The sequence below is a fragment of the Endozoicomonas numazuensis genome (assembly GCF_000722635.1).
Taxonomy (GTDB): Bacteria; Pseudomonadota; Gammaproteobacteria; order Pseudomonadales; family Endozoicomonadaceae; genus Endozoicomonas_A; species Endozoicomonas_A numazuensis.
Genome location: NZ_JOKH01000017.1, coordinates 18,062 through 25,534 on the forward strand (window position 1 = coordinate 18,062; position 7,473 = coordinate 25,534).

The 7,473-nt window shown below is 43.4% G+C and carries 6 protein-coding genes and 1 pseudogene; 1 reads left to right on the forward strand and 6 read right to left on the reverse strand.

Features of this window, described 5'->3' with window-relative positions; all coding sequences use genetic code 11:
- Positions 1 to 525: 525 nt before the first annotated feature.
- The 5 genes and pseudogenes from GZ78_RS30125 to ltrA all read right to left on the reverse strand — a co-directional run bounded on the left by GZ78_RS30125 (position 526) and on the right by ltrA (position 4,666).
- A complete protein-coding gene (locus GZ78_RS30125) occupies positions 526 to 1,695 on the reverse strand; it encodes an HNH endonuclease (RefSeq protein WP_201772723.1) in 1,170 nt (389 codons plus the stop codon).
- Between the two features lie 74 nt (positions 1,696 to 1,769).
- Positions 1,770 to 2,369 (reverse strand): GIY-YIG nuclease family protein, encoded by a 600-nt coding sequence (locus tag GZ78_RS26790; RefSeq protein ID WP_034837964.1) that lies wholly within the window; start codon positions 2,367 to 2,369, stop codon positions 1,770 to 1,772.
- A gap of 80 nt (positions 2,370 to 2,449) precedes the next feature.
- Complete coding sequence (locus GZ78_RS26795; RefSeq protein WP_051786247.1) at positions 2,450 to 2,755, reverse strand: hypothetical protein; 306 nt, start codon at positions 2,753 to 2,755, stop codon at positions 2,450 to 2,452.
- Positions 2,756 to 3,004: 249 nt separating this feature from the next.
- A pseudogene (locus tag GZ78_RS28620) lies at positions 3,005 to 3,190 on the reverse strand (ATP-binding protein); the annotation flags it as partial.
- Positions 3,191 to 3,265: 75 nt separating this feature from the next.
- A complete protein-coding gene (ltrA, locus tag GZ78_RS26800) occupies positions 3,266 to 4,666 on the reverse strand; it encodes a group II intron reverse transcriptase/maturase (RefSeq protein ID WP_201772724.1) in 1,401 nt (466 codons plus the stop codon).
- A gap of 1,286 nt (positions 4,667 to 5,952) precedes the next feature.
- Between ltrA and GZ78_RS26815 the strand changes: the two genes are divergently transcribed.
- Complete coding sequence (locus GZ78_RS26815; RefSeq protein ID WP_034837972.1) at positions 5,953 to 6,840, forward strand: hypothetical protein; 888 nt, start codon at positions 5,953 to 5,955, stop codon at positions 6,838 to 6,840.
- Positions 6,841 to 7,276: 436 nt separating this feature from the next.
- On the opposite strand, the gene GZ78_RS26820 is transcribed toward GZ78_RS26815, so the two are convergent.
- Positions 7,277 to 7,473 (reverse strand): hypothetical protein (locus tag GZ78_RS26820; RefSeq protein ID WP_236631716.1); only part of this gene is annotated, 197 nt, incomplete at its 5' end.

The following is a 7,473-nucleotide window of genomic DNA, read 5'->3' on the forward strand; positions in this document are numbered from 1 at the left end:
TAACGCTTGCAGCAGGGGCGGCGAACACAGTGAGGCGTCCCTTTTGCCTGCACTTGTTAAGTGGCCCTGGCCGCTACGATGGTTGGGCTGGCGAGACTCCATTGATATTTTTGGCACCTGACCTCACCGCCAGCAGATTAATCTATTTTCTGTTTTTTGCTGAGCACTGATTCAGAGTCACTGAGGAGAAAAAAAAGCAAAGCACTTGTAAATGGTTGTCTATTGCTCAGAACTGAAGGACTCCGAACTCTGTACTGTCGTGGCACAAGGAAAGAAAACCTGAAACCTCTTGCCAGCTCCGCCCAAAATTGAGAAACAGCATACTGCTTACGCTGGCATTGCAAGAAGGATAATACACCTGATCTTGATCGCCAGATGGTACACACCTTCTTCTTTCTACTTGTACGGCACTTTCAGATTACTAACCAATCTATGCACCCTGCCACTTAACGCCTGGTTCAGCCGCGCTGCCGACGGCGGCGTCGGGTGGAGGGGCGCAGCCCCGGAACGAACTGGAACCATTTGTTAGGTGCGTTGTATCCGCTTGAATACGAGGCTTTTGATTTCATTGGGGGTTAATCTGTAGCTTGGCCCCATTGAGTTTTGATAAGTATGCACTTCATTGTGGCATGAGTTACATAGAGAAATTAAATCTAAATCGTTTTCTTTACCTATACGATCATAAATCAAATGGTGAACACATTCAGCCTTTTCATTGCAAGCTTGGCATTTACGTCCATCTCGGACAAGAATTCGACTTCTTGTTTTTTGCCATTCTGATGATTCGTAGTAAGAACCGAAAGTAGTTTTATCTACTATTTTTAATTCACCAGATACAATTTCTTGATAAATTTTTTCTTTATATGATTTTTTAGCTTTATCCAATGCTTGAGAATAACCTTTATACCAAATATCACATGCTTTCCATCTTCTTTCTTCAATTGTTGGATCAAAATCGGGTAGCTGATAGATGTTTTCTACTTTTTTCTTTGAAATGCTTTTTATGTGTTTACCACATTCTAAACACTGAATTACAATACAATTACTCTTTTCATCGTATTGCCGATATGTTATTAATGTTTCAGGATGTTTACATTCCGATGGAGAAATTGGTTTTGGTTTTTTACTTTCATATTCTGCATTAAAACCATCCCAATCAAAATTGGGTATTTTACCGTCTTCACCTGTAATTCTATCTATGATTTGGTTTCTTAAATTCCACCAACGTTGATATTCTATATCTTCATCTCTTTTTAAATCTTCCTTAAATGAAGGTAGATTCTCCCAATTTATAATTGAGTCTTTTCTATGATCTTTGACGATGCAACCACAACTTGAGCATTGACTTACTATGTGTGTAGTATTGTCAGCATGTGTTTTGAGTTTGAGAGAATGATTTTCATGTAAGCAGAGATCAGGTTTCTCTGGTTGAGGAAATTCGGCTTTGAATCTTTCTAATGCTAAATCTAATTCTCCCTGGTATACATCTATTTCTCTTGGGGTTAATTGATTACTATCAATAACTCTTTTTGATTTTTTCTTTGCATTATTGAATTTTTCTACTAGCTCTCTACGATTCGGATCACTTACAGTTGTTCTTACTAAAATTCTATATAATTCGAGTTCTATTCCTCTCCAGTGTCGTAAATCTATGAAGTACTTTTCAAATGGATTTTCATCAAATGGATATGACAATATTACCTCCAATATGTGGTAGCACCTAACGCCGCCTTCAGCAGCCGCCGTAGGCGGTCTGCTGGAAGGCTTTGTTATGTGAGCATTGTTTGCACAATATCTTGTATTAGAGCACACCGACATTGATTTATTTGCTCTTTATTTCTCCCAGTTTTGCGAGACTCAATTCTAGTACAGGTATTACACCACTGACCTTTTGTAACACCAGAAAAAAGTTTCTTGAAGTCTCCATGCTCATAGCATTTCCATATACCGTTGGCAGTATCATGTGCTGAAAGATATTCTCCTCCGAACCGTTGTGCTATTTCAGATAATTTTTCTGGTGTATAGACATAGTGACGGCGACCACCAAAATTTAAAAGATTTACTCCTTCATTATTAAGTTTTCTAATCCAATGCTTCTCTAATTCTTCTAGTTTTTCTTCAGCACATTCCTCTAAGATAAACAATCTTGGATATTTATTTAACTCAAGTAGCTTGTTTATCCAAATATAGACAGCACTTTTTTTTCGAAAACTATCAGAAATATGATTGTAGTATCTGACAGTAGGTTGGACACTTTTGCCAATGTATTTAATTTCTTTACTGTCGGGATCAACAAGAGCGTAAATCGATGGTTTTCCAAAAGGAGAAACTGCGATTTCATATGATTCGGAATATTCTGAAATTTGCATGATGCTCCTTGCTCACATAACGCTTGGTTCAGGTGCGCCGTAGGCGTCACCTGGAACCACTTGTTATGTGTCTTGGTAGGTTAAGCTGCTAGTTCTTTTAATGGTCTTGGTTTTTTTGCATAGAATAATGTAACTCCACCACCAACCTCTGCTGTTTGGGGGCTAAGATACCTTTCTTCTTTTTCTTCTAATAATTCCTTCCAACGAGCTTCTATATCACGCCAAGGCTTCTTATTTATCCTCTCAATACTATACCAATGATATATTTCTCCCCAACTTATGAAAGTTGAACCATTGGCGTATAACTCATCTAACCGTGCCCAAAGTTGATCTCTATGTCTTTTTAGCATTACAGCAACCTCATAAATAAACTTCAGCTGCATCATACATAAAATAATTTAGCGACACACTAAATATTTTTAAGACTCCTTAAATTTATTTATAGTGACCTTATTTATAGTACTGACACATAACATATTATCTGAGGGAAACACGACATTCACCAGACCCATAAACACCAAGGCCTGTTGTTAACTCCGCTTTGAAATGACCTTCTTCCACCGGTTTGAGATGACCCATTTTCAGCAATACTTTTGACCCGCTTTCAACGGTTAAGTTCACTGTGTGTTTCAGGTTTATTTCTTGGAAGGAGTGCCTTTGAGTAACCCAGCTTTGCGCTTCTCTTTCAGGCGGTAACTCTCACCTTTGATATTGAGAGTCGTCGCGTGATGCAACAACCGATCAAGTATCGCTGTAGCTATAGCTTGATCACCAAAGATTTCACCCCAATCAACAAAGCTTTTATTCGAGGTCAGGATGATGGGTCACAGTAGGAATGCCGGTCACCCGGCCCCCCCTGCGCAGATCCGTACAAGCACTGCTAGCGCATACGGCTCCTACCTCGAGTATTTGACGCCAAACCGCTGCTCCGGCCATGGGTGAAGGACTTTGACCTTTGGGAACACAGTATTTACGAAGGCACCAAACTTCTTCCAGTTCAGGCGACTTCGTTGACTGCGCCGCTTAAGGGCTTTGTACCATATTCTCTGCACTGCAGTTCTGAAAGCATTTATCCTACGGCTATTACCCGGTACAGCAAAGTAGTTCATGTGCCCTTGAATGACACGTTTTAACCACTCCAACTGTTCCGGCACAGCTTCATGCCTGTGCTTCATAAGATGGTCTTTAATGCCTTGCAGCGTTGTCCGCATTCTCTTCTTGCTGGTCTCTCGGACGACTGTGAAGCGTTCATTACTTCGGGTCACACTGCAGAAGTGGGTGAAGCCGAGAAACTCAAAGGTTTCTGGCTTTCCTGCTCCCAGTCTCTGCAAGTCCTTTTTGGCAAATCGCCCAAAACGAATAAGCCGGGTTTTATTCTCGTGTAGAGATAAGCCGAACTCTTTTAGTCGATCACCAAGTTCCTGCAGAAACCTCTGTGCTTCCCATTCCAGTTGGAAACCCAGCACACTGTCGTCAGCGTAGCGCACAACAATAACCTTGCCCTGCGCATTCCTTTTACGCCATTGATTAACCCATAGATCGAACACGTAATGCAGATAAATATTGGATAGCAAAGGTGATATCACTGATCCCTGCGCTACACCTGCCACGCTTCGGACATGCCGACCATCGTCGGCATAGTATCCTACTTTTATCCACTGTTTTACCAAGCGGATAATGCGCTTGTCTTTCACCCGGTGCTCTAAAAACCTGATTAGCCATTCATGGTCAACCTGATCGAAAAATTTCCGAATATCCAGGTCCAGCACCCAATTCACAGGATTTCTTTTGATTCCCACAGTCAGTGCATCCAGTGCATCGTGCTGGCTTCTCGCAGGGCGGAACCCGTAAGAGAAACCGAGGAAGTCTTCCTCATAAATCCCTTCCAGTACCTTGACTACAGCCTGTTGGACGATTTTGTCTTCCAGACACAGGATGCTCAAGGGGCGTTCGCTCCCGTCTGCCTTGGGGATACAGACCCTTCGGGCTGGACGAGGCCGATAACTCCCTAGATGCACCTTTTCGTGCAAAGCTTTCAGCCGGGCATCCAACTCCTGCTGATAGGACTGCCAAGTGACGCCATCGACCCCCGCCGATGCGTTTCGTTTCAGTTGAAAGAAACTTTCTTTCAGCAGGTTCAGAGTGTGGTGATGAAACAAAGCAGTGAATTGTAAGCGACTGTCCTTCGCCGCTGCTTGACGTATACCCGGCAGGTTGGACGAGGTGTTAGTCCGGCTCTGAGTCCGGCCACCGACACCCTGCTGGATATTCCTCTTGGTCAGACCACTTTCCTCCACAACCTCCGCCGCAGGTGACCTGCTTTGTTCGGCTGCTTCTCAGGTACTATTAGCCTGTCCGACTTCCTGCCGACGACAATAGGCGTGTGGTTTTTAACCTTCCCCATTGCGTCTCCCATGGCTATTACAGGAGAAACCGGCAGGATCTCCCGAGTTCCGCACAAGATGCGTACCCGCATGCACAAGGTCTACGACTGCGTGAGGTTCACCAGCCACTTGCGATTTAGCGCAATTGGTGATTTTGCTTTCTGCAGAACATAACAACATCAGCACCTCAAACTATTTGATTTCGCAGCTCAATACTTAGCCTACTGGCACCCCTGTCAACGCTTCACCGGTTACCTTACGGTAGCAGGCGCATGACTCGGGGCTGGGGCGGCTCGCCTGCCTTACCCCACAGGGACTTTCACCCTTAACATCTTGCCGATTTATCTCGGCGCTCTAAGCGTTCAAACAGGTGGCAGACTCCAATGGCACTGACTTAAGCCGCCTTCCCTTGGTATTTCTTGAGTCTGCGGGCCTGCGCTCTTGGGTGTTGTAGCCTTTTGTGCGGCTTTGGGCGTTTCTTTACAGCCCTTGGTTCTGCAACATGTTGACCGATTATCTCCAACATACTGGCGATCTTCTCTTCAAGCCAGTTACCGGCTGCTTCCAGCAGCGTTTGATGGAACAAATTTGTGGCTGTCCTTTATATTCGGTGGCTGTCCTTTATATTCGGTTCGTGGTAGATTGCCGCCTTCGCAGAAATGATGAGTTCAAGAGCGCTAAACAGGGAAGTTATTTTTAGACAGTTCCTTAGGTTTAGTGGTTCTATCAAGGTTCTGACCAACTATTTCCCAAGGTGCCTGCAGACCAAGGCCGAGCATGAATATCTGGTTGCCGTCCATGACTACTAAAACCTGTGAGTTTCCGGGTCGGGTATTATCGGTCAGATATCAGAACGAAATCCATAGCAAACAGCGAAGAGCCAAGGAATTTTGGAAAACAATAAACCATTTTTTCGAAGAGACTTTGCCTGAAATTGCGGATTCTTTGATCAGTAGAATCAATGATAATTTTCATCGTCGGAACCCTGCATCTTGAATTCGTTTGGGTATAGATCGCTCATACCAGCCTCTACTGAAATTGCGACCAGCGCAAAGTCAGCAGATGAATAAATGCTATCTTATGAAGGTTTTTCTGTATGGATAGCTTCGAGAGTTCTTCGCGAGGTAGTTATGTCATTAAGCCGATTTTATTTGTTTGGTCTATCTGCAATATTGTTTGCTATTCTGTTTTCCCTAAGTATGTACTCACAAGGTGGGGGTATTGATCATTGTCACATTGATGCGATCCCGGCATCTATCGCTGAAAATACTGAGATAAATCTGTTGCCTGGCAATGAAACCATAAGTCTTGAGTATGAAGGCTATCCATTACTTATTACCTCAGGGCTGGCGTGTTCTACCGATGTGCAGTCTGGTTTAATCACCTTGGCTAGCTCTTCTTTTCAGGAGGAAGTAGTCATTCCTGTTCAGGCTCAAGAAAGCATTTTGTTGTCGTTTCAGGATGTAGTCGTTGATGATGTTGTGCAAGTCACCAGTATTGCTGGTACCTCAGATTCATTATGGCATGAAACACGTGAGATCCATTTTAGAACTGAAGAGCAACAGTATCAGCTCCTCGTTGCAACGTACGGTTCTCTGTCACCCGATATTGTTCTGTATGATAAGCAATCAACAAACCTTCCTCAGACCATTAAACTGAAAATACTGATCAATCAGCTGGCTGATGATTCTTCAACCGCTTCTAACACGCTGGAGCTAGGCGGTGGAGAGCAGAATACCATGAACACCATTGGGCTTAGCGTATTATTCCCAATCATATTCGGTTTAACCGAGGTGGCGTGGGTGCTTAGTTCTGCGAAAATTCTTGGGCAAAGCTATTTTCCCAAGAGGGTCAAAGTATTTGTGTGTGCATCCAGGCTGGTAACGTACCTGTTTACGGGAGGGATCACTCTTTTGCAGGATATTGTTATACATACAACGTATGCTTTGGTGAAGAAGGAGCTTCTTCCCTTTTTCTGGATGCCTCTGCCATTTCTCTCAGGGGTGTTTGAGTTTGTGTTTCTGGATACGGAGCTCCGGGAGTTAAGGCAACAACAACTTTTACAACCGGAAAGTGAGACCCCTTAACCCAATGGCACTGACTTAAGACAAAATCCCTGAAATACCAAGGCTTGCTCAGGAAGAAAAACGACGAAGAGCCAAATTTCTTTACAAGTACTCAAGCATATGGAATCGAATATTTCTGGCTCATTGATCAGGTGCTATGCAAGGCGCAATGGCGGGAGCATAGCAAGCTATGTGACCAGAGTTGCAACGCAGTCAGAGTGCCTGAGCAATGAGTTAGAAAATATGATTTCATATGCTTGGGTACTTATCACGTACTTGGCAAGCTGCCTGAACCAGAAATGACCCACAGATTTTACTGACGAGGCGAAAGTTTAAACCAAGCTGGCGTAATGGTTTTAAGACCGGAAGAATTCCCAGAAGTTTCAAATAAAAGTTTTTTGAGAAAAGTATTTTCTAATCCCAAAATGAGCCTGAAGGAAGCGTCAAGCCAGTGCTTTCAGGCCTTTCGTTCAAAAATTGATTGAAACAGTGATTCTCTGGCAGTCTGTAGCTGCTCTGCTGCTTCATTATCGCCCATGCTTGTAGCTCTTGCTTCAAGTTCTTCAAGAGTGATCCCTTTTTTCAAATATTTCTTGCTGTTTGGGAGACTCCTGAATTTTTCGTAGGGTGTCATCATGTTTTCATAGCGATACT

Coding starts and splice junctions, on each gene's coding strand:
- GZ78_RS26795 (WP_051786247.1), bottom strand. CDS start 2,755: ATGATGCAGCTGAAGTTTATTTATGAGGTTGCTGTAATGCTAAAAAGA.
- GZ78_RS26815 (WP_034837972.1), top strand. CDS start 5,953: ATGTACTCACAAGGTGGGGGTATTGATCATTGTCACATTGATGCGATC.
- GZ78_RS26790 (WP_034837964.1), bottom strand. CDS start 2,369: ATGCAAATTTCAGAATATTCCGAATCATATGAAATCGCAGTTTCTCCT.